This window comes from Micromonospora sp. HUAS YX12 (assembly GCF_040215685.1).
GTDB classification, from domain to species: Bacteria; Actinomycetota; Actinomycetes; order Mycobacteriales; family Micromonosporaceae; genus Micromonospora; species Micromonospora tulbaghiae.
This window is the reverse complement of record NZ_CP157974.1, coordinates 3386475-3411880: the sequence shown is the minus strand read 5'-3', so window position 1 is coordinate 3411880 and position 25406 is coordinate 3386475. Positions and strand designations below refer to the sequence as shown.

The 25406-nt window shown below is 73.2% G+C and carries 25 protein-coding genes; 14 read left to right on the top strand and 11 right to left on the bottom strand.

Translation table 11 applies throughout. The annotated features are described in order from the left end of the window. Position 1 precedes the first annotated feature (1 nt). The 3 genes from ABIH81_RS16635 (at position 2) to ABIH81_RS16625 (ending at position 3434) form a co-directional block, all read left to right on the top strand. Entirely contained in the window at positions 2–670 is a 669-nt protein-coding gene (locus tag ABIH81_RS16635; RefSeq protein WP_013287678.1) for a response regulator transcription factor, read from the top strand. A gap of 198 nt (positions 671–868) precedes the next feature. Beyond that, complete coding sequence (locus ABIH81_RS16630) at positions 869–1681, top strand: SAM-dependent methyltransferase (RefSeq protein WP_349881127.1); 813 nt, start codon at positions 869–871, stop codon at positions 1679–1681. A gap of 76 nt (positions 1682–1757) precedes the next feature. Next, on the top strand, positions 1758–3434 hold the full coding sequence (locus tag ABIH81_RS16625) for a bifunctional diguanylate cyclase/phosphodiesterase (protein ID WP_349881126.1): 1677 nt from the start codon (positions 1758–1760) through the stop codon (positions 3432–3434). 33 nt (positions 3435–3467) lie between these two features. On the opposite strand, the gene ABIH81_RS16620 is transcribed toward ABIH81_RS16625, so the two are convergent. From ABIH81_RS16620 to ABIH81_RS16605, 4 genes are all read right to left on the bottom strand, one after another. After that, complete coding sequence (locus tag ABIH81_RS16620) at positions 3468–4592, bottom strand: glycosyltransferase family 4 protein (RefSeq protein ID WP_349875856.1); 1125 nt, start codon at positions 4590–4592, stop codon at positions 3468–3470. Further along, positions 4589–5848 carry a M48 family metallopeptidase gene (locus ABIH81_RS16615; RefSeq protein WP_349875855.1) on the bottom strand — a complete coding sequence of 420 codons (1260 nt, stop codon included), beginning with the start codon at positions 5846–5848 and terminating at the stop codon, positions 4589–4591. The genes ABIH81_RS16620 and ABIH81_RS16615 overlap by 4 nt, the downstream gene beginning before the upstream one ends. 224 nt (positions 5849–6072) lie before the next feature. Further along, on the bottom strand, positions 6073–6306 hold the full coding sequence (locus ABIH81_RS16610) for a hypothetical protein (protein WP_349875854.1): 234 nt from the start codon (positions 6304–6306) through the stop codon (positions 6073–6075). 130 nt (positions 6307–6436) lie between these two features. Beyond that, complete coding sequence (locus ABIH81_RS16605; protein ID WP_349875853.1) at positions 6437–7834, bottom strand: NYN domain-containing protein; 1398 nt, start codon at positions 7832–7834, stop codon at positions 6437–6439. 127 nt (positions 7835–7961) lie between these two features. Between ABIH81_RS16605 and ABIH81_RS16600 the strand changes: the two genes are divergently transcribed. The 5 genes from ABIH81_RS16600 to ABIH81_RS16580 all read left to right on the top strand — a co-directional run bounded on the left by ABIH81_RS16600 (position 7962) and on the right by ABIH81_RS16580 (position 13421). Continuing rightward, positions 7962–9716: a DEDD exonuclease domain-containing protein gene (locus ABIH81_RS16600; protein ID WP_349875852.1), complete on the top strand. Its 1755-nt coding sequence runs from the start codon at positions 7962–7964 to the stop codon at positions 9714–9716. Between the two features lie 129 nt (positions 9717–9845). Further along, complete coding sequence (locus ABIH81_RS16595; protein ID WP_349875851.1) at positions 9846–11633, top strand: HD domain-containing protein; 1788 nt, start codon at positions 9846–9848, stop codon at positions 11631–11633. 42 nt (positions 11634–11675) lie between these two features. Further along, a complete protein-coding gene (locus tag ABIH81_RS16590) occupies positions 11676–12203 on the top strand; it encodes an NUDIX domain-containing protein (RefSeq protein WP_349875850.1) in 528 nt (175 codons plus the stop codon). After that, positions 12200–13081 (top strand): NTP transferase domain-containing protein, encoded by an 882-nt coding sequence (locus tag ABIH81_RS16585; protein WP_349875849.1) that lies wholly within the window; start codon positions 12200–12202, stop codon positions 13079–13081. Before ABIH81_RS16590 ends, ABIH81_RS16585 begins: the two co-directional genes overlap by 4 nt. Positions 13082–13133: 52 nt before the next feature. Then, on the top strand, positions 13134–13421 hold the full coding sequence (locus ABIH81_RS16580; protein WP_013287689.1) for an Lrp/AsnC ligand binding domain-containing protein: 288 nt from the start codon (positions 13134–13136) through the stop codon (positions 13419–13421). A 61-nt stretch (positions 13422–13482) separates the two neighbouring features. On the opposite strand, the gene ABIH81_RS16575 is transcribed toward ABIH81_RS16580, so the two are convergent. From ABIH81_RS16575 to ABIH81_RS16555, 5 genes are all read right to left on the bottom strand, one after another. Next, complete coding sequence (locus ABIH81_RS16575; RefSeq protein ID WP_349875848.1) at positions 13483–14151, bottom strand: DUF4142 domain-containing protein; 669 nt, start codon at positions 14149–14151, stop codon at positions 13483–13485. 210 nt (positions 14152–14361) lie between these two features. Next, a complete protein-coding gene (locus tag ABIH81_RS16570) occupies positions 14362–15993 on the bottom strand; it encodes a cytochrome b N-terminal domain-containing protein (RefSeq protein ID WP_349875847.1) in 1632 nt (543 codons plus the stop codon). Continuing rightward, positions 15990–17078, bottom strand: a complete 1089-nt coding sequence (locus tag ABIH81_RS16565) for a Rieske 2Fe-2S domain-containing protein (protein WP_349875846.1) — start codon at positions 17076–17078, stop codon at positions 15990–15992. The genes ABIH81_RS16570 and ABIH81_RS16565 overlap by 4 nt, the downstream gene beginning before the upstream one ends. A 67-nt stretch (positions 17079–17145) precedes the next feature. Next, positions 17146–17979 carry a cytochrome c gene (locus ABIH81_RS16560; RefSeq protein ID WP_349875845.1) on the bottom strand — a complete coding sequence of 278 codons (834 nt, stop codon included), beginning with the start codon at positions 17977–17979 and terminating at the stop codon, positions 17146–17148. Between the two features lie 72 nt (positions 17980–18051). Beyond that, positions 18052–18651 (bottom strand): heme-copper oxidase subunit III, encoded by a 600-nt coding sequence (locus ABIH81_RS16555; RefSeq protein WP_349875844.1) that lies wholly within the window; start codon positions 18649–18651, stop codon positions 18052–18054. A gap of 126 nt (positions 18652–18777) precedes the next feature. Here ABIH81_RS16555 and ABIH81_RS16550 point away from each other — a divergent pair, with 126 nt between their 5' ends. From ABIH81_RS16550 to ABIH81_RS16535, 4 genes are all read left to right on the top strand, one after another. Then, entirely contained in the window at positions 18778–19713 is a 936-nt protein-coding gene (locus ABIH81_RS16550; protein WP_349881125.1) for a cytochrome c oxidase assembly protein, read from the top strand. Between the two features lie 104 nt (positions 19714–19817). Then, positions 19818–20216: a hypothetical protein gene (locus tag ABIH81_RS16545; protein ID WP_349875843.1), complete on the top strand. Its 399-nt coding sequence runs from the start codon at positions 19818–19820 to the stop codon at positions 20214–20216. Between the two features lie 80 nt (positions 20217–20296). After that, positions 20297–21343, top strand: coding sequence for an anthranilate phosphoribosyltransferase (trpD, locus tag ABIH81_RS16540; protein ID WP_349875842.1), 1047 nt, complete (start codon positions 20297–20299; stop codon positions 21341–21343). 146 nt (positions 21344–21489) lie between these two features. Beyond that, positions 21490–21699 carry a hypothetical protein gene (locus ABIH81_RS16535; RefSeq protein ID WP_349875841.1) on the top strand — a complete coding sequence of 70 codons (210 nt, stop codon included), beginning with the start codon at positions 21490–21492 and terminating at the stop codon, positions 21697–21699. A 689-nt stretch (positions 21700–22388) separates the two neighbouring features. Here the strand turns inward: ABIH81_RS16535 and ABIH81_RS16530 are convergent. Together ABIH81_RS16530 and coxB are read right to left on the bottom strand one after the other, a co-directional pair. Next, the gene (locus ABIH81_RS16530; protein WP_091421051.1) at positions 22389–22817 is read right to left on the bottom strand and encodes a cytochrome c oxidase subunit 4; all 429 of its coding nucleotides are present in this window, start codon (positions 22815–22817) and stop codon (positions 22389–22391) included. A 10-nt stretch (positions 22818–22827) separates the two neighbouring features. Beyond that, positions 22828–23799, bottom strand: a complete 972-nt coding sequence (gene coxB / locus ABIH81_RS16525; protein WP_349875840.1) for a cytochrome c oxidase subunit II — start codon at positions 23797–23799, stop codon at positions 22828–22830. A gap of 170 nt (positions 23800–23969) precedes the next feature. On the opposite strand from coxB, the gene ABIH81_RS16520 reads away from it, so the two are divergent. Both ABIH81_RS16520 and ABIH81_RS16515 read left to right on the top strand, forming a co-directional pair. Further along, positions 23970–25121 (top strand): aminotransferase class V-fold PLP-dependent enzyme, encoded by a 1152-nt coding sequence (locus ABIH81_RS16520; protein WP_349875839.1) that lies wholly within the window; start codon positions 23970–23972, stop codon positions 25119–25121. Further along, the gene (locus tag ABIH81_RS16515; protein WP_349875838.1) at positions 25118–25345 is read left to right on the top strand and encodes a sulfurtransferase TusA family protein; all 228 of its coding nucleotides are present in this window, start codon (positions 25118–25120) and stop codon (positions 25343–25345) included. The genes ABIH81_RS16520 and ABIH81_RS16515 overlap by 4 nt, the downstream gene beginning before the upstream one ends. Positions 25346–25406: the final 61 nt, after the last annotated feature.

The following is a 25406-nucleotide window of genomic DNA, read 5'->3' as shown; positions in this document are numbered from 1 at the left end:
GATGACCAGCAGTCCGACACCGGCCACCCGTACCAAGGTTCTCCTGGTCGACGACCACGACCTCATCCGCAAGGGGCTGCGTCACGCGTTCGAGCGCGACCGCCAGTTCGAGGTCGTGGGCGAGGCGGCCACCGCGGCGGAGGGCGTGCGCCAGGCCGGCGCGCTCCAGCCCGACGTGGTGATCATGGACCTCCGTCTGCCCGACGGCAGCGGCCTGGAGGCCACCCGCGCCCTGCGTAAGTCCAGCGCGTCGATGGGCATCGTCGTGCTGACCATGTACGCCGGCGACGACCAGCTCTTCGGCGCCCTGGAGGCGGGCGCGAGCGCGTTCGTGCCGAAGACCGCCCCGGCCGACGAGGTGGTGGCCGCCGCCCGGCACGCCGCCTCCTCTCCCAGCGCGTTCACCGCGGCCGACCTGGCCGAGGCGATGAAGCGCCGGCTGGCGCCGTCCGGCCCGCAGCTGTCCCCCCGTGAGGGCCAGGTGCTGCGGCTGCTCGCCGACGGCATGAGCGTGGCCGGCATCGCCAAGCAGCTGTTCGTCAGCGAGTCGACCGCGAAGACCCACATCTCGAAGCTCTACGAGAAGCTGGGCGCGGCCAACCGGGCGCAGGCCCTGATGACCGCGCTGCGGCTGGGGCTGCTGGAGGCCCCGGACGCCCCGAAGTTCTGACAGGCGTACCGCCGGAAGAGGCCCCGTCCGCCACGGACGCGGGCCTCTCCGGCGTTGCGGCCCCGTGTGGTCGCCTACGGTGAGCGGCCGGACGCATAGCGACGGCGGTCTTTGCACCGCGACGGCGGAGGGGCAGAATACCCGGGTGATCCGCGCGGCGGTGACGACCGCGTGTCGCCGACACCCGAGGGGCAGAACATGCAGCGGCCGGACTGGGCACCCGAGACGATCGACATGGAGCGCCCCAGCGTCGCCCGCATGTACGACTACTACCTCGGCGGCTCGCACAACTTCGCCGCCGACCGGGCGGCGGCCCGCGCGATGGTGGAGGCGGTGCCGGAGGCGCCGCTGATGGCGCAGGCCAACCGCGCGTTCCTGCGCCGGGCGGTGCAGTACCTCGCCCAGGCCGGCGTCCGCCAGTTCCTGGACATCGGCTCCGGCATCCCGACCGTCGGCAACGTCCACGAGATCGCCCAGCGGATCGATCCGGAGTCGCGGGTGGTCTACGTCGACGTGGACCCGGTGGCGGTGGCGCACAGCCAGGAGATCCTGGCCGGCAACGAGCACACCGCCGCGCTCCAGGAGGACCTGCGCAACCCGGAGGCGATCCTGGCCCACCCGGAGGTCACCCGGCTGCTGGACTTCACCCGGCCGGTCGCCGTGATGATCGTGGCGGTGCTGCACTTCATCCCGGACGCCGACCGCCCCGAGGAGATCCTCCGGACGCTGCGCGCGGCGCTGGCGCCCGGCAGCCACCTGGTGCTCTCCCAGGCCAGCGAGGAGGGCCGCGACGGCACCGGCGAGCGGGCCGAGGCGGAGCGGGTCTACCGGCGTACCGACAGCCAGCTCTGGATTCGCAGCCGGGCCGAGCTGACCGCCCTGTTCGACGGCTTCGAGCTGGTCGATCCGGGTGTGGTGTGGGTGCCGCAGTGGCGGCCGGACTCCCCCGACCAGGCGGAGAACGCCGAGCGGGCCGTCTTCATGGGCGGGGTCGGGCGGCTCGGTGGGTGACGACGCGACCCGCTGCCGGCCCGGCGTGTTCGCCCGGGCCTGGGCCAAGGCGGTGTCCGGCACCAGCTACCTGCCGATGACCCAGTCGCAGCTGGAGGAGATGCTGCAACGGCTCACCGAACGGCTGGCCCAGGCGCTGCGCGCCGAGCCGTTCGACCTGCGGATCGGCCAGCAGGTCGGCGCGGAGCTGGTGCAGGCGCACATCGCCTCCGCGGAGGGGCTGGGCCGCACCGTCGAGGTGATCCAGCTGCGCCTGGTCCGCGACCTCGACCTGGTCGTCGACGACGTCGAGGACCGGATGGCGCGGCTGCTCGCCACCGTCGCCACCGGGTACGCCCGCGCCCTGCGCGACCGCACGCTGGACGAGCAGGAGTCCATCCGCCGCGCCGCCATGATGGCCCGTGCGCAGGCGGAACGGGCGCTGCGCGACAGCGAGGCCCGGTTCCGGCACCAGGCCACCCACGACCCGCTCACCGGGCTGCCGAACCGCACGCTGTTCACCGAACGGCTGACCGCCGCGATCACGGCACCGGGCCGGGGCGCCGACCGGGTCGGTGTGTGCTTCCTCGACCTGGACCGGTTCAAGGTGGTCAACGACTCCCTCGGCCACCAGGTCGGCGACTCGCTGCTGGTGACGGTGGCGCAGCGCCTGCACCGGGCGCTCGGCGAGCACCTGGTGGCCCGGCTCGGCGGCGACGAGTTCGTGATCCTGGTCGAGCGCACCGCCGGCACCGACGACGCGGTGAAGGTCGCCGAGGCGGCGCTTGCCGCGGTACGCGAACCGGCACTCGTCGACGGCCACGAGCTGACCGTGTCCGCGAGCATCGGCATCGTGGAACGCCCGGTCGCGGGCACCTCGCCGATGGACCTGATGCGCGCGGCCGACAGCACGCTGCACTGGGCCAAGGCCGCCGGCGGGGCCCGCTGGTCGCTGTTCGACGCCGACCGCAACCGCCGCGACCTGGCCCGGTACGCGCTGTCCGCGGCGATCCCCGCCGCGCTGGACCGGGGCGAGTTCTACCTGGACTACCAGCCGCTGACGTCGTTGCGCGACGGGCGGGTGCTCGGCATGGAGGCGCTGGTGCGCTGGCGCCACCCGGAGCTGGGTGTGCTGCGGCCGGACAGCTTCATCCCGCTGGCCGAGGAGACCGGGTTGATCGTCCGGCTGGGCAACTGGGTGCTGGCCGAGGCGTGCCGCGAGGCGGGCACCTGGCCTGGTGCGGACGGCGACGCGCCGTTCGTCAGCGTCAACCTCGCGGTCCGGCAGTTGCACCGCACCGACCTGGTGACCGAGGTACGCGGCGTGCTCGGGCGCACCGGCCTGCCGCCGCACCGGCTGCAACTGGAGATCACCGAGAGCACCATGATGAGCACAGTGGTCGAGCCGGTACGCGCCCTGCGGGTGCTCGGCGACCTCGGTGTCCGGGTCGCCATCGACGACTTCGGCACCGGCTACTGCAACCTCGCGTACCTGCGCGACCTGCCGGTCGACGAGCTGAAGGTGGCGGGCGAGTTCGTGACCGGCCTGCGCGCGCCGGGCAGCGGCACCGACGAGCGGATCCTCGCCTCGCTGGTGTCGCTGGCGCACGCGCTGGACCTGACCGTCACCGCCGAGGGCGTGGAGACGGCCGACCAGGCGGACCGGCTGCGCGCGATCGGCTGCGACGCCGCGCAGGGCTGGCACTTCGGCCGCCCCGGCCCGGCCGCGCCGCACCTGGGCCGGGTGCCCGCCCACGTCGACGCGGCCTCCTGACTGACCCGGCCCCCTGACCCGGCCGGCGCGCGGTCAGCCGGCCAGCAGGGCGGCCATCCGCTGCGCCTGAGTCTCCCAGCGCCACTCCCGCTCCACCCAGGCGCGGCCGGCAGCGCCGAACTGCCGGGCCAGATCCCGGTCGGCGAGCAGCGTGGCCACCCGGTCGGCGAGCTGGGCCACGTCCCGGCCCCCGACCACGTACCCGGTCTCCCCCTCGCGGACCGCGTCCGGTGCGCCGCCGGAGTCACCGGCCACCACCGGCAACCCGGTCGCACTCGCCTCCAGGTAGACGATCCCGAGGCCCTCCACGTCCAGCCCGCGGTTGCGGGTGCGGCACGGCATCGCGTAGACGTCGCCCGCCGCGTAGTGGGCCGGCAGTTCGGCCGAGGGCACCGAGCCGGTGAAGACCACGTCGCGTTCCAGCCCGGTCTGCCGGGCCAGCTTCTCCAGCGCCGAGCGGTACGGGCCGCCGCCGACCACGAGCAGCGCGGCGTCGGGCACCCGGCGGCGGATCTCCGGCAGCGCGCGGATCAGCATGTCCTGGCCCTTGCGGGGTACCAGCCGCGACACGCACACCACCACCGGCCGGTCGGCCAGCCCGAGCCGCGACCGGACGCGCCCGCCGTCGACCTCGGGGTGGTAGGTGTCCACGTCCACGCCGGGCGCGAGCCGCCGCAGCTCGGTGAGCCCGTCCAGCACGCGGGCCAGCCGCGCGCGGGTGTACTCGCCGAGGTAGGTGGTCACGTCCACGCCCCGGCCGATCCGGCGCAGCGCCGACCGGGCACCGGGGAGCGCCGCCCAGCCGACCTCGTGCCCGTGGGTCAGCGCCACCGCCCGGCGGATCCCGGCCCGCCGCCGCAGGCCCGCGGCGAGCAGCCCCAGCGGGGCCGCCGCGCCGAACCACACGGTGTCGCAGTCGTACGTCCGCGCCAGCCGCGCCGCCCGCCGGGCGATCAGCGGGGTGGGCAGCAGCACCCTGGTCCGCTCCCGGACCACCTCGAACGGCTGGTCGGCGTCGAACTTCTCCGCCCCGCGCCAGCTCGACGCGTAGACCACCACCGAGCCGGGCTGCTGGCGCACCGCGAGGTTGTGCACGAACGACTGGATGCCGCCGGGGCGCGGCGGGAAGTCGTTGGTGATCAGCAAGGTACGGCTCATCGGCCGGACTCCCTGGCGTAGGCGCGGGCGGCGGCCATCCGCTCCACGGTGGACGGGTGGGTCGCCGACCAGAGGCGCTCCCAGCGCGGCGGGTCGGGGTCGGCCAGGTTGACCCCGGCGAGCCGCCGCTGCATCGCCTCGAACGTCGCCGGGTCGCCGGTGAGCGCCAGCGCGTGGGCGTCGGCGCGGGCCTCGATCCGGCGCGAGACGAGCGCCTGCGCCGGGGTGGCGAGCAGGCCGGCGACCGTGACCAGCGCGATCAGCAGCGGGAACGCCCGGGGGTGGGCGATCGAGTCGACGCCGGCGAGCCGCAGCAGCGGCGTCCAGGATCCGACCAGGTAGAGCGCCACCACCGCGGCGGCGGCGCCGAGCGCGCCGAGCATCGTGCCGGTCCAGACGTCCCGGTCCTTGGCGTGCCCCAGCTCGTGGGCGACCACGCTGGTCACCTCGGCCGGTTCCGCCTCGCGCAGCAGCGTGTCGTAGACGACCACCCGCCGCGTCGGGCCGAGCCCGGAGACGTACGCGTTCACCGCGCTGGTTCGCCGGGACGCGTCGGCGACGAGCACGTCGCGCACCGGTACGCCGTCCCGGGCGGCCATCGCGGTCAGCTCACTGCGCAGCGGACCCGGCTCCATCGGGGTGAACCGGTTGAACACCGGCTCGACCAGCACCGGCAGCACGAACGACAGCACCACCACCAGGGCCGCCGCGCCGGCCGCGCCGAACGCCCACCACCAGCGCGGGGCGAGCCGGACCACGGTGTAGAAGCCGAGCAGGACCAGCGCGCCGATCACCGCGCTGACCGCGTACGACTTGAGCAGGTCGATCGCCCAGCCGCCCCAGCTCTGGGTGCTCAGCCCGTAACGCACCAGCACGGTGCGGCGCCAGGCCGCGAACGGCAGCGTGAGCAGGTCGGCGAGGAACATGACGGCCAGTCCGCCGAGCACGGCCTGCGCGACCCAGTGCCCGCCGAAGGGCCGGCCGACCAGTTCGACCAGGCGCCCGCCCAGCGGGGTCAGCCCGAGCAGCACCGCCACCACCAGCCCGACCGCCAGCGCCGACCAGGCCGCCGGGCGCAGCGCGCCGTGGAACGCCCGGCCCCGGGTCACCTGCTCGGCCGGGAGATCCCGCAGCGCCGCGAGCTGGTCGGCGCGGGGCGCCGGCGGGCGGCTCCACGGCACCAGCACCGCCACCGCCACGAGCAGCGCGACCACCAGGCCGGCCAGGGTCAGCAGCGCCCAGGCGCGCGGGGTCACCGGCTCACCCCGCCGTCGTGCCCCGTCCGCGTCATGCCGCTCCCTCCCGCCGTGACCGCCCATCCTATTGCCCGCCCCCGATCGGGGCCGCCATGCCCGACGCACACCGGGATCGACGCAGTGCAGGGCTTGCCTCGCGGGTAGGGCTGGCCGCCGGCATCGAGCTGGCCGTGGCATCCGGGGTGGGCACCCGCCCCGCAGCAGGCAGCAGGCAGCAGGCAGCGTCAGGCGACCCGGCGACGGGCGGGACGGCGGGGCGCCGGTGCCCGTGTCGGCGCGGGCGCCGCGGCGGGCGCGGGTGGCAGCACCTCCACCTCGAATCCGGCCCGCGCGAACACCTCGATCGCCCGGTGCTCGGCCGGGCCCAGGTCGGCCGGGCCGGAGTCGAGCAGTGCGGTCACCAGGCAGCCGGAGCAGCCGGCGCCGCGGTTGCCGCAGGTGTCGCAGTCGATCAGCATCAACGCCTCCTGACGGGTCGCCGGTGGCGCTCGGGGAAGGGACCACCACCGTCGGTCACCAGGACGCTAACGCTCGGGTACGACAGAACCGGACAACGAGGCAGCACCCGCCGCGAAAACGGTCATCCGGTCAAGACCGGGCCAGGCGCCGCAGCAGCGAGTCGGCGCCCAGCGGGTACGCGCCGTGCCGGCGTACCCCGTCGGCCACCTCGCGGTCGGAGGAGACGACGACCACCGGCCGCCCGGCCGGCTCGGCGCGGACCAGCCGGCGGATCAGCTCGTCCGCGGTCTCGCCCTTGCGGGAGAACAGCACCCGCACGCCGCGCGGCGCCGGGGGCAGCCCGTGGATCCGCTCGGCGCCGTCGAAGACGACTGTGACCTCGTCCCCGGTCTGCGCGGCGATCCCGCCGAGCCCGGTGATCAGCCGCTTGCGCTGCTGCTCCAGCGACATCTCGCCGAAGCCGCGCTTGGTCACGTTGTAGCCGTCCACCACGAGGTGCGCCCGCGGCAGCGCGAGCAACTGGTCGAGGCGGGCCGGGTCGTCGGTGTCGCGGGCCCGCGTGGACGGGCCGCCCGGCGCGGCGCCCGGCTGCTCGGCGAACGCGTCGGCGACGAAGTCGGCCGGGAGCTTGTCCACCGGGTCGAGCGCCAGCTCCCGGCGCAGCCCGACGGCCGCCTGGCCGATCGTCTCCAGCAGCAGCCACAGCCGCGCGTCGTCGACCGAGCGGGCCTCCTTGGCGCTGGCCCGGGCCACCCCGGCGGCGGCCTCCGCCTCGGCCAGCCGCGCCCGGGCGCGGCGCAGCTCGGCGTCCGCGTCGGCGGCGGCGCGGGACGCCCGCCCCCGCTCGGTGGCGAGCATCTCGGTGGCCTTGCGCTCCCGGGCCTGGGTCTCCCGCAGGGTACGGGTCAGCTGGCGGGCCTCCTCGCGGAGCTGACCCAGCTCCTCCCGGACCCGGGCCAGCTCGTCGCGCAGCTTCTCCGCCTCGACCCGGGCCACCGCCCGGTCGTGCTCGGCGCGGGCGGCCCGCTGTTCGGCCTCGCGGACCAGCTCGGCCACGACCGCGCTGTCCGCCTCGGCGCGGACCGCCTCGCCGCTGGCGTCGATCAGTTCCCGCCAGCCGCGGGGCCGGGCCAGGTAGGCCAGGGCGGCCACCTCGACCGGGTCGGCGGCGGCCGGCGCGGTGCCCTCGACGACCGCCGCGCCCAGGTCGCCGGCGTCGGCGAGCACCCGGGCGGTGATCCGCTGCCGGAACAGCGGGTCGGCGGTGAGCTGGGCGGCGATCGCGGGCGCGCCCAGGCGGGCACGGCGGTTGGGGGCGAACTTGGCGACCCGCCGCAGCGGCACCGGCACCTCGTCGGCGGGCAGGCCGGGCAGCACGGCGGCGGTCAGCGTGACGATCCGCTGCCGGACCGGCTCGGGCAGCACGGGCTCGGGCTCGACCGCAGGTGGGGAGTCCTCATCGGCGGGCACGCCGACCACCGGCTCCTCCACGGAGGAGTGGTCGTCGTGCGGCTCGGTGAGGGGCATGAAACAAGTCTCCCACCCCGAACGGGCCCACCGCCCGGTGAGTGAGCCGATCTCTCATCGTACCTCCGTGGTATCTCCTGGGACGGCAGTGACAGGAGTGTCGGACCGTGCCGCTAGCGTCCCGCGGGTGACACGAGCGGAGTACGTCCAGGAGTCGCTGGCCGGCCTGGACCCGGCGGGCAGCGGTGTCGACCCGGCGCTGCCGCTCTACGCGACCACCTTCGTGGTGGTCGACCTGGAGACCACCGGCGGCGCGCCCGACGGCGGCGGGATCACCGAGATCGGCGCGGTGAAGGTCCGCGGCGGCGAGGAGCTGGGCGTGCTCGCCACGCTCGTCAACCCGGGCGTGCCGATCCCGCCGTTCATCACCGTGCTCACCGGCATCACCCAGGCCATGCTGCTGCCCGCCCCGCCGATCGAGCAGGTGCTGCCCAGCTTCCTGGAGTTCATCACCGACGCCGTCCTCGTCGCCCACAACGCGCCGTACGACGTGGGCTTCCTCAAGGCGGCCTGCGCGAAGCACGGCTACCGCTGGCCCAACCCCCGGGTGCTGGACACGGCCGCGCTGGCCCGGCGGGTGCTCACCCGCGACGAGGTGCCCAACCGCAAACTGGGCACGCTCGCCGCCTACTTCCGCACCGCGACCCAGCCCACCCACCGGGCGCTGGACGACGCGAAGGCCACCGTCGACGTGCTGCACGGGCTGATCGGCCGCCTCGGCGGGCACCGGGTCGACACGGTCGGCGAGGCGATCGAGTTCGCCCGCGCGGTCACCCCCACCCAGCGCCGCAAGCGGCACCTCGCCGACGGGCTGCCCAAGGTGCCGGGCGTCTACATCTTCCGGGCCGCCGACGACCGGCCGCTCTACGTCGGCACGTCCGGCGACATCGCCACCCGGGTCCGCAGCTACTTCACCGCCGCGGAGAAGCGGGCCCGGATCTCCGAGATGCTCGCCGCCGCCGAGCGCGTGGAGGCGGTCGAGTGCGCCCACTCGCTGGAGGCGGAGGTCCGCGAGCTGCGGCTGATCGCGGCGCACGCGCCGCCGTACAACCGCCGGTCGAAGTATCCGGAGCGCCAGGTGTGGCTGAAGCTCACCGACGAGGCGTACCCCCGGTTGTCGATCGTGCGCGACATCGCGCCCACCGACACGGCCTACCTGGGGCCGTTCCGGTCCCGGCAGGCGGCGGAGCTGGCCGCCGCCGGTTTCCACGACGCGGTGCCGCTGCGTCAGTGCACGCACCGGCTCTCCCGGCGCACCACCATGCCGGCCTGCGCGCTGGCCGAGCTGGGCCGCTGCCCGGCGCCCTGCGAGCACAAGATCACCCCCGAGGAGTACGACGACCGCGCGGCGACGCCGTTCCGCACCGCCACCAGCGACGACCCCGCAGTGGTGGTGGACGCGCTGCTCGCCCGCATCGAGGTGCTCTCCGCCGCCGAGCGGTACGAGGAGGCGGCTGTCGTTCGCGGCCGGCTCGTCGCGGTGCTGCGCGCGGCGGTCCGGATGCAGCGGCTGGCCGCGTTGACCGGCATCGCCGAGCTGGCCGCCGCCCGTCCGGCCGCCCGGGGCGGCTGGGAGCTGGCGCTGATCCGGCACGGCCGGCTCGCCGGGGCCGGGGTGTCCCCGCCGGGTGTCCACCCGCGACCCACGATCGCCGCGATCCGGGCCACCGCGGAGACGGTGCTGCCCGGGCACGGTCCGGTGCCGGCCGCGACCGCCGAGGAGACCGAGCGGATCCTGTCCTGGTTGGATCGTCCGGAGACCCGGCTGGTCGAGTCGACCGCCGGTTGGGCCTCGCCGGTGGCCGGGGCGGGGCGTTTCCGCGACCTCCTGACGAAGGCGGAGAACGGCGGATCCGCCAAACTCTCGACCGAACGCTCATGACCAACTGACCGATCGGACTACCTCGACTCCCTTAGTCTGTTAAAGGAGTGCAGACCTGCCCGATTCGCGGGCTCTGCTCCCGGCCGCCGGTTTCCGGTGGCCGAGGGCCGGGGTGAGGAGGTGTCCCAGGTGGACGTCGACGCCGGACACGGCGCCGCCCTGGGTGGCGCGCTCCCGACCCAGGGCGAACTGCCGCTCACCCGCCGCCTGCGTTCCCTGCTCACCTGGCCCACGGCCGACGGCGACCCGGTCACCACACTGGTCCGGGCCCACCGCGGCATCCACGCGAGCGCCGACGCCTCGGTGCTGCGCCGGGCCTACACGATCGCCGAGAACATGCACCGCGGCCAGTTCCGCAAGAGCGGCGAGCCGTACATCACCCACCCGCTGGCGGTGGCGCAGATCTGCGCCGACCTCGGCATGGACACCATCACCCTGGTCGCCGCCCTGCTGCACGACACGGTGGAGGACACCCGCTACACGCTCCAGGCCCTCCAGGAGGACTTCGGCCGCGAGGTCGCCCACCTGGTCGACGGCGTGACCAAGTTCGACAAGGCGTTCTACGGCAAGGCCGCCGAGGCGGAGACCGTCCGCAAGATGATCGTGGCGGCCGGCAAGGACGTCCGGGTGCTGGTGATCAAGCTGGCCGACCGGCTGCACAACATGCGCACGCTCGGCGTCCGCTCGGCCGCCTCCCGCGAGCGGATCGCCCGCAAGACCCAGGAGGTACTGGTCCCGCTCTGTGACCGGCTGGGCATCCAGACGCTCAAACGCGAGCTGGACGACGTGGTGCTGCTGCACCTGCGGCCGGAGGAGCACGCGCGGATCGCCCGGTTCGTGCACGACCGGCCCGGCTGGGACGCCTACCTCGCCGACGTGGTCGCCCGGACCCGGGTGGTGCTGCGCCGCAACCGGGTCGACGCCGACGTCTCCCCCCGCCCCCGGCACCTGTACTCGATCTGGAAGGACACCGTCGCCGGCGACCACGCCGCCCCGTACGACCTGCCCCGCATCGCGATCGTGGTGGACGGTCCGGCGACCGACTGCTACGCCGCGCTGGGCGCCGTGCACGGGCTCTGGCGGCCGGTGCCGGGCCGGTTCAAGGACTTCATCGCCTCCCCCAAGAACAACCTCTACCGGTCCCTGCACACGAGCGTCTGCGGCCCGCAGGACCGCACTGTCGAGGTGCTGATCCGCACCACCGAGATGCACCGCTCCGCGGAGTACGGCGTGGCCGCCCACTACCGCTTCCCCCGCGCCGCGGGCCGGGGCGCCGACCGGGCGGACGAGCTGGCCTGGCTGCGCCGGGTGCTCGACTGGGAGCAGGAGACGGTCGACCCGACCCAGTTCATGGAGTCGCTGCGCTGTGACCTGTCCGAGGCGCAGATCCAGGTGGTCGCCGACGGGCGGCAGGTGGTGCTGCCGGCCGGAGCGACCCCGGTCGACCTCGCGTACGAGCTGGGCACCGAGCGCGGCGACCACTGCCTGGCCGCCCGGATCAACGGCCGGCTCGCGCCACTGGCCTCCGAACTGGAGGAGGGCGACGTGGTGGAGATCTTCACCGAGAACGACGCGGAGAGCGGCTTCGAGGCGGACGTGGCCCCGCGCGGCCCGCGCCGGGAGTGGCTGGGCTTCGTGAAGTCCCCGCACGCCCAGATGCAGATCAACCGCTGGTTCGCCGAGCACACCGAGCCGGGCATCTCGATCGCCGACAAGGTCCGGCTCGGCCGGGCCTCGATCGGCCTGGCGTTGCGCAAGCACAACCGGGGCCTGGCCAGCGACCTGCCGTTGCTGCGGCTGTCCGAGGAGCTGGGCTACCCCGACCTGGAGACGATGCTGGTGGCGGTCTTCGACCGCACGGTCGAGCCGGACACCGTGGTCCAGCAGTTGATCGATCTGGTCGACCACCGGCAGTAGGCGGAGCCGGTCCGCGCGGGACCACTAGCTAGCCTGGACGGCATGATCCCCCGCGCGCGTGCCACCGGACGGGCCCTCGGCTACCAGATCTTCTACCGGCTTCCGGTCCCGCTGCGGCGGAGGCTGGTCCGGCTGGCCGTACCGAAGTACGTCGTCGGCGCGGTCACGCTGGTCAAGGACGCGGAGGCCACCGGCTCGGGCCGGATCCTGCTGCTGCGCCAGCCGCCCGGGTACAGCTGGACGCTGCCGGCCGGGCTGCTGCAACGCGGCGAGGCGCCGGTGGTGGGCGCGGCCCGCGAGCTGTACGAGGAGTCCGGCGTCCGCCTGTCCCCCGACGCGCTGCGCCCGGCGGTGCCGAACGCGGTGGTGCACGCCAAGGGCTGGGTCGACGTGGTGTTCGAGGCGGAGGTGCCGGCGTCGCGCACCGAGCTGAAGGTGGACGGCGCCGAGGTCTTCGAGGCCGCCTTCCATCCGCTCGACGACCTGCCCCGGCTCAGCCGCGCCACCGCCAACCTGCTCGGGTACTACGGCATCGGCCCGCGCGCCGGCGAGAACCCACCGGCCGCGTGAGCGCCCCGGTCCCGTACCCGGGCACTCCGGCGCCGGGCGTCGAGGTGTGCGCGGTGGTGCTGGCCGCGGGCGAGGGCACTCGGCTGCGCCCGCTCACCGAGCGGGTGCCGAAGGCGCTCTGCCCGGTCGGGAACGTCCCGCTGCTGGACCGGGCGCTGGCCCGGCTGGCCGGGCTCGGCCTGATCGGCCCGCGGCGGGTCGCGGTCAACGCCTGCTACCTGGGCGACCAGGTGGTCGCGCGGGTCGGCGGACGGGCCCACCTGTCGGTCGAGCCGGACGCTCCGCTCGGCACCGCCGGGGGCGTGGGCCGGCTGCGGGACTGGATCGACGGCCGGGGCGTGCTCGTGGGCAACGCCGACGCGTACCTGGCCGACCCGCAGGCCCCGCCCGGCCCGGACATCGCCGCGCTGCTGGACGGGTGGGACGGGCACGGCGTACGCCTGCTCGGCCGGCCCGCCGACGACCCGGACGCCCCCGGCACCTTCGACGGCCACGACTTCGTGGGTTTCTCGCTGCTGCCCTGGCGGCTGGTCCGCGACCTGCCGGCCACGTTCGGCGACCTGGTCCGGGCGGTGTGGCGGCCGGCGGAGGCCGCCGGGGCGCTGACAGTGGTGCCCTACCGGGGCACGTTCTACGACACCGGCACCCCGGCCGACTACCTGGCCGCCAACCTGCACGCGGCCGGACCGGACGGACTCGTGGACCCGGCGGCGACGGTGACCGGCCGGGTCACCGGCTCGGTCGTCGGCGCCGGCGCGCGGGTGCACGGCGACGTCGACCGGTCGGTGGTGTGGCCGGGCGCGACCGTCGCGGCCGGGGAACGCCTGCGTGAGGTGATCCGGGCCGGGGACTACCTGACCGTCCCGGCGGCGCGGTGAGGGGCGCGGGCTCTAGCATGGGCCTCGTCGCCGACGAACGGAGAACCGTCCCGTGATCACCGCGATCGTGCTGATCGACTGCGCCACCGACTCCATCCCCGAGGTGGCCGAGACCCTGGCCAACCTGCCCGGCGTCAGCGAGGTCTACTCGGTGGCCGGGCACGTCGACCTGATCGCCATGGTCCGGGTCCGGGAGTTCGAGCAGATCGCCCAGGTCATCGCCGGCAGCATCTCGAAGGTGCCGGGCGTGCTCAACACCGAGTCGCACATCGCGTTCCGCGCCTACTCGCAGCACGACCTGGAGGAGGCGTTCGCGATCGGGCTGGCGAACGCCGACTGACACGAGCCGGTGACCGGCCCGCCCTCGCGGGCGGACCGGCCACCGTCGACCGTGCGGTACGTCAGCTCTGGCTGGGCACCGGGGTCTCCGTGGTGCCCGGAGCGGGCTCCTCGGTCTCGGTGCCGCCCGGAGCCGGCGACTCGGTGCCACCCGGGGACGTGGTGCCGCCCGGGCTGGGCGTGCCGCTGGCGCTGGTCTGCGGGACCGGGACGCCCAGGGTCTGGGCCAGGGCCACGAGCGCGTCGTAGTGCGCCTGGAGGACCGGCAGCGCGTCCTGCGCGATCTGCACCACCGACTGCTCCGAGCCCTGCGAGATCTCGGTCTGGGTGGCCTGGATCGCCTGGACGTGACCGGCGAGCTGCGCGGTCACCCACGCCTTGTCGAACTCGGCCCCGCTGAGGTTGTTCAGCTTGTCCAGGACCTTCTGCTGGTCGGCGGTCGGGTCGGCCGGCAACTCCACGTTGAGCTGCTGCGCGGTCGACTGCACCGTCTGGTCGAGCTGGGTGTGGTCCGTCACGAACATCTTGCCCAGGTCCTTGACCTGCTGGTTCTGGCCCTTCTGCTGGGCCAGGTTACCGGCGGTGATCTCGAACAGGTTGACCTGGTGCAGCGCCTGCAGGTACTGCGTGTCCTGCGTCGACGGCTGCGCCGCCGCCTGCGCCGCGGCGGCGGGCGCCAGCCCCACGACCACCAGCGCGGCCAGCAGGCCCAGGCGTTTGATTCCCAACATTCGTTCCTCCCCCATGAGACGTCGGACCGCACGGATACCCGCCTGACCGGGGTTATTCCTGCGATTCCACCCGTCCGTGCCGGGGGCGACGGCCGCCTGCGCACCGGCCGCGCGACGTACGCGGGAGGCAACGGGACGACCGGGGCGGAAACGGCCGTGGCGCCCGCCGGATGATCCGGCGGGCGCCACGGTCAGTCGTACCCGGGAGGGTCAGCGACGGCTCTCGCCGCTGCCGATCTCCTCCCGCTCCGGCCGGGCCTCGACCGGCGGGTGCCCCGGCGAGACCGGCGCCTCGGCCGGCTTCTCGATCGGGTAGAAGAAGCCCCGGATCGCCGGGCCGAGGGCGCCGAGCCGGTTCATCTTCTTCGGCACCACCCAGCCGACGTAGTCCAGCGCCGGCGGGTGACCGTCGTGGCCCTCCGCCGAGGTGAGCGGCTGGTGGACCTCGACGAACCGGCCGTCGGGCAGCCGCTTGATGATGCCGGTCTCCACGCCGTGGGCCAGCACCTCCCGGTCGTGCTGCTGCAGACCCAGGCAGATCCGGTACGTGACGTAGTACGCGATCGGCGGCAGGATCAGCAGCCCGATCCGGCCGCCCCAGGTCATCGCGTTCAAGCTGATGTGGAACTTGTCCGCGATGACGTCGTTGGCCCCGGAGAGGGTCAGCACGACGTAGAAGGTGACCGCCATGGCGCCCACGGCGGTCCGGGCCGGGACGTCCCGGGGCCGCTGGAGCAGGTTGTGGTGCTTGTAGTCCTTGAGGCGGCGCGCCTCCAGGAACGGGTACATCGTCGACAGGCCGACCAGGATGCCCGGTAGCACGACCGTCGGCCAGAACAACGGTGGGATCACGTACCCGTCGCCGATCGGGATGCTGATCTCCCAGCCCGGCATCAGTCGGGTCGAGCCGTCGAGGAACATGACGTACCAGTCGGGCTGGCTGGCCGCCGAGACGACCCACGCCTCGTACGGGCCGAACAGCCAGATCGGGTTGATCTGGAACAGACCGCCCATCAGCGCGATCACGCCGAAGACGACCATGAAGAAGCCGCCCTGCTTGAGCGCGTAGCGCGGGAACATCCGCTCGCCGACCACGTTGGAGTTGGTCCGGCCGGGGCCGGGCCACTGGGTGTGCTTCTGCTTGAACACCAGGCCGAGGTGCACGCTGATCAGCGCCACCAGCAGGCCCGGGATGAGCAGCACGTGGGCGATGAAGAAGCGGCTGATGATGATGGTGCCGGGGAACTCCCCGCCGAAGATCGACGAGCTGACCCAGGAACCGATCACCGGGATCGACAGGATGATCGCGGAGGCGATCCGCAGACCGGTGCCGGACAGGCCGTCGTCCGGCAGCGAGTAGCCGGTGAAGCCGGCCAGGAAGCCGACCCAGAACAGCAGCGAGCCGATGATCCAGTTGGTCTCACGCGGCTTGCGGAACGCGCCGGTGAAGAAGACCCGCAGCATGTGGACCACGATCGCGGCCATGAACAGCAGGGCCGCCCAGTGGTGCATCTGCCGCATGATCAGACCACCCCGGACATCGAATGAGATGTCCAGGCTGGAGGCGTAGGCGGCCGACATCGGGGTGCCCCGCAGCGGGGCGTAGCTGCCGTTGTAGATGACCTCGGTCATCGCCGGCTCGAAGAAGAACGTCAGGAAGACGCCGGTGAGCAGCAGGACGACGAACGAGAACAGCGCGATCTCGCCGAGCAGGAACGACCAGTGGTCGGGGAAGACCTTGTTCAGCAGCTTGCGCAGGGGCGTGGCCACCTGGAAGCGGTCGTCCACCGCCCGCGCGCTCTTGGCCGGCAGCGCGGCCGCATCAAACTTTCGGCGCTTCATGGCCGCTCCCAGAAGTCGGGACCGATGGTCTCGGTGTAGTCGGACTTCGCCACGAAGAAGCCCTCCTCGTCCACCTCGATCGGCAGCTGCGGCAGCGGCCGGTTCGCCGGGCCGAAGATCGGCTTGGCGTTGTCGGTGATGAGGAACTGGGACTGGTGGCAGGGGCAGAGCAGGCGGTTGGTCTGCTGCTCGTAGAGGCTGGCCGGGCAGCCGGCGTGCGTACAGATCTTGGAGTACGCGACGTAGTTGCCCCACATGTAGTCGCCGTGGCCCTTGCGCTCGTTGGCGGCGCGCGACTTCTGCGCGTCGTCCTCCCGCAGGTGGATGAGCAGGGTGGGCGAGTCGGCGTGCACGTTGCTCACGCCGCCGTCGATGCCCGGGAACACGGTGAGCTGGCCGCCGACGCTGACGTCGGCCGGGCGGATCGGGCGGCCGTCCTCACGGATCAGCCGGATCTTCTTGCCACCCTCGGCGGGGTGGAAGCCGGTGGTGAACATCTGGTTGTCCTTGTGCGGCTGCTCGATCAGGCCACCGATCAGCGGGGCCGCGACCACCGCGCCCACCGGCGCCAGGCCGGCGAGCAGGGAGATGCCGAGCAGCGGCCGGCGGCGTACGCCCATCTCGTCGGCCAGGTAGAGCATGGTCTCACCGGTGATCTTGCGATCCTCCGGGTTGTCGACCTGGTCGTGCCGGTCCTGGATCGAGACCTCCTTGGGCAGCAGCTTCTTGCCCCAGGTCAGGATGCCGAAACCGATGCCCAGCAGCGCCAGGCCGAGGGTCAGGCCCAGCAGCGGCGTGTAGAGCTTGTCGCCGCCGCGACCCGGCTCCCACTGCCACGGCCACCAGATGTAGACGACCAGGAAGGCGGTCGCGAAGACGCCGGTCAGCAGGAACATCAGGGCGACCGTACGGGTCAGCCGGCGCTCGGCCTTGCTGCCCGGGACCACCTGCGGCTCGTAGTGGACGATCTCGATGTCGTCCCGCCGTGCGCCCTCCTGGACGATGTCGAACCGGGAGAGCCGGGGGTCGTTCACGTCGAGCGGCTCCGGGCCCTGCTGGACCTGGTGCTCGGTGTGGGTGCTCATGCCGTCACCTCGCTACGGGTGACGCCGGGGGTCGGCGCCACAGCACTGGAAGCATTGATCCGTCCGGTCACGACTTGCCCGCGATCCACAGGCTCGCGAAGACCAGCGCGACGATGCCGACCAGGAAGATCGCGAGACCCTCGGTCGACGGGCCGTAGCGGCCCAGGTTGAAACCGCCCGGGTCGCCGTCGTGCTTCAGCGTCTCCTGGATGTAGGCGATGATGTCCGCCTTCTCCTCGGGCGTGATCTGGTTGTCGCCGAACACCGGCATGTTCTGCGGGCCGCTCAGCATCGCGGCGTAGATCTGCCGGTCGCTGGCCGGCGCCAGGCTCGGCGCGTACTTGCCGGAGGACAGCGCGCCGCCGCCACCGCCGAAGGCGTGGCACTGCGAGCAGTTGATCCGGAACAGCTCGCCACCGGTGGACAGGTTGGCGCCCTCACGCAGGTCGCCGTCGGGCACCTCCGGGCCGCCGCCGAGCTCCTGGATGTACTGCCCGAGCTGGCGCACCTGCTCGTCGGTGAACTGCGGCGGCTTGCGCATGGCCTGGGCCTCCTGCCGGGCCATCGGCATGCGACCGCTGCTGACCTGGAACTCGACCGAGGCCGCTCCGACGCCGATCAGGCTCGGACCGCGGCCCTCGACGCCCTGGGCGTTGCGACCGTGACAGGTCACACAGCTCACGTCGAACAGCGCCTTGCCCTCGTTGCCTGCGGCGGTCAACGGAGGGTTGTCCTGCGCCTGCACGCCGGGGGCGAAGACGGTGTAGGCACCGCCGGCCAGCATCAGCGCGGCGAACAGCCGGACCGCGGCGCCCAGCCGGCGGCGGCCCCTGCTGCGCACTACGGGCCGCCCGCGCAGCCGCGCGAGCAGACCGCGTCGGCGGTCGTTGTCAGAAGTCATGACCTGTGTCCTTAACCGGTTGGACCTTGTCTCAGGGGACGGAGCAGCGGCGCGGTTCGTGACGCGCCAAGATCACTGGAGCCAGTAGATCATGGCGTAGAGCGCGATCCACACGACGTCCACGAAGTGCCAGTAGTAGGACACGACGATCGCCGAGGTCGCCTGGGCGGGGGTGAACCGGCCCATCGTGGTACGGACCATGAAGATCACGAAGGCGATGAGGCCGCCGGTCACGTGCAGACCGTGGAAGCCGGTGGTGAGGTAGAACATCGACCCGTAACCGTCTTCGTTGATCTTCACACCCTCGTGCACCAGGGTCCGGTACTCGTTCACCTGACCGAGCACGAAGATCAGACCCATCACGAAGGTGATCGTGAACCACCGGCGCAGAGCGTGGACGTCACCGCGCTCGGCCGCGAACACGCCGATCTGGCAGGTGATCGAGGAGAGCACCAGGATCACCGTGAACGTGGTCGCGTACGGGACGTCGAGCACCTCGGTGTGCTTCTCCCACTGCTCCGGCGCCGCCGCGCGGATGGAGAAGTACATCGCGAACAGCGCCGCGAAGAACATGAGTTCGCTGGAGAGCCACACGATCGTCCCGACGCTGACCATGTTGGGTCGGGTCAGGGAGTGGATCCGGCTCTTGTCAATGGCTGGGGCCGCAGTCACGCGGTCATTATTGCCCCTGACCGGGACCGACGATCAGCGGGGTGCCAAACCGGAAGCTTCCGTGGCCCGATCGTGGTGGTCCGCTTCGCCTGGCCTACCCTGAAAAGCGTGCTGCACGTCGATCAGATCCGCGCCGTCACCTCGGCTGTTCCGGCGACGCTGGCGGCGGGAGGCGACGGCGCCCCGCCGCCGTTCACCGTGGCCCGGGTCCTCACCGAGACCCGGCTGGACAGCTGGCTCACGCTGGGCATCGTCCTGGCCGCCGGCCTCTACCTCTACGGGGTGCACCGGCTGCGGCTGCGCGGTGACCGCTGGCCGGTCATCCGTACCGTGTCGTTCCTCGGCCCCGGCCTCGGCGGCATCGCCCTGGTCACGCTCACCGGCCTCGGCGCGTACGACACCGCCCTGCTCTCGGTGCACATGGTGCAGCACATGGTGCTGTCGATGATCGCGCCGATCTTCCTGGCGCTCGGCGCGCCGGTGACGCTGGCGCTGCGCACGCTGCCGGTGCGCCCGCGCAAGCGGCTGCTCGCGATCGTGCACAGCAAGGTGATCCGGATCTACAGCTTCCCGCTTGTGGCGTTCGCCATCTTCGTGGTGAACCCGTTCGCGCTGTACTTCACCGACCTCTACGAGTTCACCCTGCGCCACGAGTGGGCGCACGAGCTGGTCCACGCGCACTTCATCGCCACCGGCTGCGTCTTCTTCTGGCCGCTGCTCGGCCTGGACCCGCTGCCCGGCCGCTGGCCGTACCCGGGGCGCGCGCTGCTCATGCTGCTCTCGGTGCCGTTCCACACCGTCCTCGGCCTGACCGTCATGCAGAGCACCACGCTGTTCGGCGGCGACTGGTACCCGTCGCTCAACCTGTCCTGGTCCGACCCCTGGAACGACCAGGTGGTGGCCGGCGGCATCCTGTGGGCCGGCGGCGAGTTCGTCAGCGTCACCATGCTCGCCGTCCTGGTCGTCCAGTGGGTCAAGCAGTCCGAGCGCGAGGCCCGCCGGCTCGACCGCGAGCTGGACCGCCAGGAGGCCCGCCAGCGAGCCGCGGAGGCGAGCGCCTGACGGCCCCTTCCGGGGTACGCCCCGAGCCCGCCGGGCGGGGCGACAGGCCGGATGTGACGCCCGCTACGATCAGCGGGCAGCTACGAGGTGGGAGCCACGTCACGATGAGCGATCGTCTTTGCACCGTCCTGCTCTACAGCGACGACCCGAAGGTCCGCGACCGGATGCGGCTCGCCGTGGGCACCCGGCCGGCGCCCGGTATCGAGATCGAGTTCGTCGAGGCCGACGACTACAACGCCTGCGTCCGGCTGGTCGACGACTACGAGATCGACCTGCTCCTGCTCGACGGCGAGGCGACCCCGGGCGGCGGCATCGGCATCGCCCGCCAGATCAAGGACGACCGGGACGACGCACCGCCGACCTGCGTGGTGCTGGCCCGCGCCGCCGACCGCTGGCTGGCCGCGTACGCCGAGGTCGACGCCACGCTGACCCACCCGCTGGACCCGGTGCTCGCCGGCAGCACCGTGGCGGAGCTGCTGCGCCGCACCCACGCCGCGGCCTGATCCCCGGGCCTTCGCCCGCCACGGCGACGCGGCCGTGGCGCGCCCCAACCGCTTTCCTCACGCCGCTCGGGAGGCCCGCCATGGGCGAACGGACCTGGCCGCTTCTGCTCAACGCGCTGCTGCGCGGCGAGGAGCTCTCCACCGCCGACACCGCGTGGGCGATGGGCGAGATCATGGCCGGCTCGGCCACACCGGCGCAGATCGCCGGGTTCGCCGTGGCGCTGCGCACCAAGGGTGAGACCCCCGCCGAGCTGGGCGGCCTGGTCGAGGCCATGCTGACCCGCGCGGTGCCGGTGCACCTGCCCGAGGACGTACGCGCGACCGCGCTGGACGTGGTCGGCACCGGCGGCGACCTCGCGCACACGGTGAACATCTCCACCATGGCGGCGCTGGTGGTCGCCGGGGCCGGGGTCCGCGTGGTCAAGCACGGCAACCGGGCCGCCTCCTCCTCCTGCGGCACCGCCGACGTGCTGGAGCAGCTCGGCGTACCCCTTGATCTGGCGCCCGAGCAGGTGGCCCGCTGCGTCACCGAGGCCGGCATCGGCTTCTGCTTCGCCGCCCGCTTCCACCCCGGCATGCGCCACACCGGCCCGGTCCGGCGCGAGATCGGCGTACCCACCGCGTTCAACTTCCTCGGCCCGCTGACCAACCCGGCACGCCCTCGCGCGGGCGCGGTGGGCTGCTTCGACAAGCGGATGGCCCCGGTGATGGCCGCCGTCTTCGCGGCCCGGGGCGACTCCGCGATCGTGGTACGCGGCGAGGACGGCCTGGACGAGTTCAGCACCGGCGCCCCCACCCGGATCTGGGTGGCGCAGCAGGGCACCGTCACGGAGGCCGTGCTGGACGCGACGGACCTCGGCGTGCCCCGGGCCACCCTGGCCGACCTGCGCGGCGGGGACGCGGTCTACAACGCCGACGTCGTCCGCCGGCTGCTGGCGGGCGAGACCGGCCCGGTGCGGGACGCGGTGCTGGTCAACGCCGCTGTCGCGCTGGCCACCCAGGGCCCGCTCGACGGCGATCTGCACGAGGTGCTGCGGGCCAACCTGGACCGGGCCGCCGAGGCGGTCGACTCGGGCGCCGCCGCGGCAGCGCTGGAGCGCTGGCTCGAGGTGGCACGCACCGCCTGACGGCGGCATGGCGCGGGTGTTGTCGTACCCGCGTGCCAAACTACACGGGAGTTATTTTCCGTTTCGGTCTTTCCGTTTCGGTCTTCGGTCCGCCGGCCGGTTGGCTGCCCGCCTCTGCCGGTGCCCCGGAGCGAGAGGAGCCACCCGTGTCTGACCGCGAGCTGCACTGTGACACCTGCGAGGGCGTCGTGCTGTTCGAGGCGCCGCCGTGCGGCGACGGGCACGGCGCCGACTGCCCGGAGCTGATCTGCACCGGTTGCGGCGCGGCCGTGGTGATCGCCACGTTCACCTTCCGCGAGACCCGCCTGGCCAGCCGCCGCACACCCCGCCCAGCCCCCCGCTCCCGGGCAGCCTGACCCGTCCCCGCCCCGGCCCCGTCGCGCCCCGGCCCACCCGGGCCCCCTGACCCGGCCCACCCGGGCCCGCCCCTGACCCGGGCCCGCCCCTGGCCTGGCCCTGGCCCTGGCCTGGCCCTGGCCTGGCCCGTCCGGTGATTGATCAAGGAGTTCGGGTCATCCAGCGTGATCCACTCCGACCCGAACTCCTTGATCACCGCAGGATCGGCGTTCATCGAGGACGGGCGGCGACGCTGAGTGGATCTCCCGCCCGCCACCAGGTGTCGATCAAGGAGTTTGTGTCACCGGGAGCGGGGTGAGCTGACACAAACTCCTTGGTCGACAAGGTGGGTCCGGGTGGGCGCGTCGAGCGTCCAGGGCGATGGACCGCCGGGCCGGCATCGGGCGGCGACGCGGCGGCAGACAGCCGCGCCGCGCCGCCGGAGGATCGGGCGGAAGCCCAGCCGCAGCACCACCGACCGTCCGGAACCCCTCGCCGGGCGCCCTCGCCGCAGGGGCAACGCCCTGTCGATCATGAAGTTGACGGGGACAAAAGGGACCGTCTGCACCGCTAACTTCATGATCGCCGGGGCGGGGCGAGGGGGGTGGGGGTGGGGGTGGGGCGAGGGCGGGCGCGGGAGGTGGGAGGGGGAACGCCGCAGGCCCGCGGCCCTCGGGAAGAGGGGCGCGGGCCTGCGGGGTGGGTCGGGTCAGTGCTCGGCGGTACGGCGGGTGCCCGAGTAGTACTCGAACAGCAGCCCGCAGGTGGCGAAGACGACCGCCACCAGGCCCAGTCCCAGCAGCCAGAACTGCCAGAACACCAGGCCGAGACCGGCGATCGCGGCGGCCAGCGCCAGACCGAACGGCCAGTAGCTGCCCGGGCTGAAGAAGCCGACCTCACCGGCGCCGTCGGCGATCTCGCCGTCCGGCCGGTCCTCCGGGCGCAGGTCGATACGGCGGGAGACGAACCAGAAGAAGCCGCCGCACATCGCGCAGAGCAGGAAGGACAGCAGCAGCGCCACGGTGCCGATCCACTCGACGTGGCCGCCGCTGTCGGCGTACGTCCAGGCGCCGTAGAGGATCGTCGCGCCGAGGAGGAACGTGGCGATGGTCAGGAAGATCTTCCACTCGGTCTTCATGCCGAACCCCTCAGCTTCCCGCGCCGGCCGTCGCGTCGGACGGGTTGAAGTTGTTCACGTCGCGCCGGGTGTCGAACGGCTTGGTCTCGGTGGCGTACTCTTCCTCGCCGATCGCGCCGAGCGCCTCCTGGGTCGACTTGCCGGCCTTCTTGGCCGCCAGGAACTGGTCGTACTTCTCCGGCGAGACGACCCGCAGCTCGAAGTTCATGAAGGCGTGGTAGCTGCCGCACAGCTCGGCGCAGCGGCCGACGAACGCGCCCTCCTGGTCGATGCTGGAGACCTCGAACGTGTTGCGGATGTTGCCCGGCATGACGTCCCGCTTGAACAGCAGCTCCGGCACCCAGAACGAGTGGATGACGTCGCGGCTGGTCTCCTCGAACCGGATCGAGCGGCCGCTGGGCAGCACCAGCACCGGGATGACCTCGCTGGTGCCGAGCACCGAGGCGACGGTGTTGGCGTCGCGGCCCTGGCCGTCGCGGTAGTTGAACTGCCAGTTCCACTTGAACGCCACGACCTCGACGGTGACGTCCGGGTTCTTCGACTCCTTCACCACGTCGGTCTGCACGACAGCGGTGTAGTAGAAGAGCACGGAGACCACGAGGATCGGCGCGATGGTGTAGAGGAACTCCATCGGCAGGTTGTAGCGGGTCTGCACCGGCAGCTCGTTGCCGCGCTTGCGGTAGCGGACCACGCACCAGAAGATCAGGCCCCACACGAACACGCCGACGGCGAGCGCCGCGATGCAGGACGCGATCCACAGGTCGTACATGCGGTGCGACTCGGGCGTGATGCCGCCCTGCGGCCAGCCGAACCCGCCGAACGCCTTGCCGACGTCACAGCCGGTGAGCGAGATCAGCAGCGCCGCCGCGCCGAGACCGAGCCCGGCGATTCGACCAGCACCACGCCGCCGGCGTCCACCGGCCCCCGGGGAAGCGCTGTGCCGTACGGCCGAGCGCCGTACCTCCGAACTCCTTGCGACCACCTGGTCCTGCCTCCCTAGCGCGCCGCGGCGGTTGTTCTCCCTGACACCGACGGCAAAGGCGTCACCGACGGTCGCAGATTACTCGACCATGACCGGCCAGGCCGTCTTGGGGTCGCTGTCCACCCCCATCGTGGGGATCTTGGGCGTAACCGGACGATAGCGTGAGCGTCATGAGCGTCTCCCCGGTCTACCTGGACGCCGCCAGCGCGGCGCCGCTGCATCCGGTCGCGCGGCAGGCGATGCTGGCCGCCCTGGACGACGGCTGGGCGGACCCGGCCCGGCTGTACGCGCCGGCCCGCCGGGCCCGCCGGCTTCTCGACGCCGCGCGGGAGGCCGCCGCGCAGACGCTCGGCGTCCGCGCCGACGAGCTGTCCTTCACCCCCAGCGGTACGGCGGCAGCGCACGCCGCCGTGCTCGGTGGCCTGGCCGGGCGGCGGCGGGCCGGGGCGACGCTGGTGCACTCGGCGATCGAACACTCGGCGGTGCTGCACGCCGCGCAGCGGCACACGGCCGGTGGCGGCGCGGGGGTGTCCGTACCCGTGGACCGGCTGGGCCGGCTGGACCTGGACGCCTGGGCGGCGGCGGTGGCCGCGCCCGGCGTGGCCCTCGCCGCGCTGATCGGGGCCAGTCACGAGGTGGGCACGGTGCAGCCGGTGCCCGCGGCGGCGGAGCTGTGCGCCGAGGCGGGCGTGCCGCTGTACGTCGACGCGGCGCAGCTGGCCGGCCGGGCGCCGCTGCCGCCGGGCTGGTCGGTGCTGACCGCCAGCGCGCACAAGTGGGGCGGGCCGCCCGGCGTCGGGCTGCTCGTGGTGCGCAAGGGCACCCGCTGGGAGTCGCCGTACCCGGCCGACGAGCGGGAGTCGGGGCGTACCCCCGGGGTGGTGGATCTGCCGGCGGTGGTCGCGGCGGCGGCGAGCCTGCGCGCGGCGGCGGCCGACGCGGCGGCGGAGGCGGCCCGGCTGGGTCCGCTCGTGGACCGGATCCGGGCGCGGGTGGCGGCCGAGGTGCCGGACGTGGAGGTGGTCGGCGACCCGGTGGACCGGTTGCCGCACCTGGTGACGTTCTCCTGCCTGTACGTCGACGGCGAGGCGTTGCTGCACGCGCTGGACCGGCGCGGGTTCGCGGTGTCCTCCGGCTCGTCCTGTACGTCGTCGACGTTGCGCCCGTCACACGTGCTGGAGGCGATGGGGGTGCTGTCGCACGGCAACGTACGGGTGTCGCTGCACCGGGAGACCACCGAGGCGGACGTGGAGCGGTTCCTGGCCGAACTGCCCGGGATCGTGGCGGAGCTGCGGGCGGAGGCGGGGGTGACCGACCTGTGAGCGCGAGGAGCGAGCCGGACGAGGTGCTGGACTGCCGGGGACAGCGCTGCCCGCTACCAGTGATCAATCTCGCCCGGCTGGTGCCCGGCCTGCCGGCCGGCGCGGTGGTGCGGGTGCTCGCCGACGACCCGGCCGCCGCGGTGGACATCCCGGCGTGGTGCCGGATGCGCGGCCACGAGTACCTCGCCGCCCACGAGGGCCCCGCCTACGACGTCCGGGTGTAAGGAAGGGCCCCTTCTTAACGCCTCGGGTAGAGGCAGGGGCCCTTCTTAACGCCGGCCGACC

Excerpts from the sequence above, each read along its gene's own strand:
- ABIH81_RS16635 (WP_013287678.1), top strand. The coding sequence starts at position 2 with ATGACCAGCAGTCCGACACCGGCCACCCGTACCAAGGTTCTCCTGGTC.
- ABIH81_RS16630 (WP_349881127.1), top strand. The coding sequence starts at position 869 with ATGCAGCGGCCGGACTGGGCACCCGAGACGATCGACATGGAGCGCCCC.
- ABIH81_RS16625 (WP_349881126.1), top strand. The coding sequence starts at position 1,758 with ATGACCCAGTCGCAGCTGGAGGAGATGCTGCAACGGCTCACCGAACGG.
- ABIH81_RS16620 (WP_349875856.1), bottom strand. The coding sequence starts at position 4,592 with ATGAGCCGTACCTTGCTGATCACCAACGACTTCCCGCCGCGCCCCGGC.
- ABIH81_RS16610 (WP_349875854.1), bottom strand. The coding sequence starts at position 6,306 with ATGCTGATCGACTGCGACACCTGCGGCAACCGCGGCGCCGGCTGCTCC.
- ABIH81_RS16605 (WP_349875853.1), bottom strand. The coding sequence starts at position 7,834 with ATGCCCCTCACCGAGCCGCACGACGACCACTCCTCCGTGGAGGAGCCG.
- ABIH81_RS16590 (WP_349875850.1), top strand. The coding sequence starts at position 11,676 with ATGATCCCCCGCGCGCGTGCCACCGGACGGGCCCTCGGCTACCAGATC.
- ABIH81_RS16575 (WP_349875848.1), bottom strand. The coding sequence starts at position 14,151 with ATGTTGGGAATCAAACGCCTGGGCCTGCTGGCCGCGCTGGTGGTCGTG.
- ABIH81_RS16570 (WP_349875847.1), bottom strand. The coding sequence starts at position 15,993 with ATGAAGCGCCGAAAGTTTGATGCGGCCGCGCTGCCGGCCAAGAGCGCG.
- ABIH81_RS16565 (WP_349875846.1), bottom strand. The coding sequence starts at position 17,078 with ATGAGCACCCACACCGAGCACCAGGTCCAGCAGGGCCCGGAGCCGCTC.
- ABIH81_RS16560 (WP_349875845.1), bottom strand. The coding sequence starts at position 17,979 with ATGACTTCTGACAACGACCGCCGACGCGGTCTGCTCGCGCGGCTGCGC.
- ABIH81_RS16545 (WP_349875843.1), top strand. The coding sequence starts at position 19,818 with ATGAGCGATCGTCTTTGCACCGTCCTGCTCTACAGCGACGACCCGAAG.
- trpD (WP_349875842.1), top strand. The coding sequence starts at position 20,297 with ATGGGCGAACGGACCTGGCCGCTTCTGCTCAACGCGCTGCTGCGCGGC.
- ABIH81_RS16530 (WP_091421051.1), bottom strand. The coding sequence starts at position 22,817 with ATGAAGACCGAGTGGAAGATCTTCCTGACCATCGCCACGTTCCTCCTC.
- ABIH81_RS16520 (WP_349875839.1), top strand. The coding sequence starts at position 23,970 with ATGAGCGTCTCCCCGGTCTACCTGGACGCCGCCAGCGCGGCGCCGCTG.